This is a genomic window from Vibrio sp. D173a, from assembly GCF_030248475.1.
Genome location: NZ_JAHGAH010000377.1, coordinates 1 through 1,268, shown reverse-complemented (window position 1 = coordinate 1,268; position 1,268 = coordinate 1). Strand labels below are relative to the sequence as shown.

Genomic DNA, 1,268 nt, shown 5'->3' with positions numbered 1-1,268 from the left:
CAGGAGGAGCATTCCCTCACGGTTCTGCTCCCGTTTGGCACAGTGCCAAACTTCGTTACATTGTCAGGCTCGCTGCTTTATTCAGAGCCTTAGGGTCGTCTGGTGATACAAACGGTTCACTCTTATCGCGGTGAACAGCGCTTCATGCGACTTCACGTCGCACGGACAGAAACGTGCCAGCGATTTTACTAAATTAGGAAACCATGAATAATTATAGGTATGGCAGAGTTCCTGCGAAGAGCTAGTGCGAAAAGTAGCATCGCACTAGCAAAAGTAATGGTTTAGATGCGTATTAAAAAGTTAGCAAGTATATTTAATATGCAAATTTTAGAGGTTTATATTTCAATTTATCAGCTAAGCTAGGCCAATTGTTACTTATATATTTTTTGGCATCATTTTGATTATTAATGACGTTTACATTATATGTTGAACCTCCCAAAGGCTTTACGGTACGAATAACCTTAAGTTGTCCAGTATTGATAACCTCTCCTGCATTAACTTCAAAATAAGCTACGCCGACTTGTTTACCATTATTCGTCCAATACCCTGCTGGACAATACTCTGCCTCTGGTGCTTCGTATATACAACGTACGACAACATATCTTCCTGGTTTAAGAAGGTAGGCCTGAAGGTCGTGTGGTTCTTCACCGCTATAACCTGGAATGATAGCTCCGGGGTATGTTGCAAACTCCCACTCAGAACTTAAAACAAGTTCACGTTGGCTTTTCTTACCATCAATCTGGTTAAAAGCCACTAACATAGTTCCACTGGTATCACCAAATAACCTATGAGACTCTGCTTTTGCATCAATCAAAACAATTGCCTTATCTTCAGGGAATGGTACAGAAATTTTATCGCTGCCTGCTTGGCGGTATACCTGACTACTACAGCCTGAAATAATTGTTAATAGTGCAATAAAGCATAATTTATACATAAATCCCTTTTCCTTTATTTAATCCCGAATTCAACTGCGAAGAGCGACACTCTCCAATATCAAGCAGCCAATGCCATTTCTTTAAAGACAATCGCTGGTTGCTTGAAGTCTAAACACTTTTTTGGTCGATAATTTATCCGTGATACCGCGAATTCAATATCGCTGTCTGTTACCGTTGATAAGAACCTATCTCAATAGGTGTTGTCTGAGTTAAATTAGCACCTATTGAAATACTATAAATGAGTTCAACACAATACCTAATCTCTGATGCCCTTTGGGCGAAAATTGAGCCTTTGTTGCCTATCCACAAGACTAATAGAAGTGGACCCCAATG

General features: G+C 40.1%; 1 protein-coding gene and 1 pseudogene. Both read right to left on the bottom strand.

All coding sequences use genetic code 11. The features are described 5' to 3' along the window. Positions 1 to 313: 313 nt before the first annotated feature. Positions 314 to 934 carry a hypothetical protein gene (locus KIV40_RS25975; protein WP_285352072.1) on the bottom strand — a complete coding sequence of 207 codons (621 nt, stop codon included), beginning with the start codon at positions 932 to 934 and terminating at the stop codon, positions 314 to 316. A gap of 59 nt (positions 935 to 993) precedes the next feature. Beyond that, a pseudogene (locus KIV40_RS25970) lies at positions 994 to 1,116 on the bottom strand (IS30 family transposase); the annotation flags it as partial. Between the last annotated feature and the right edge of the window lie 152 nt (positions 1,117 to 1,268).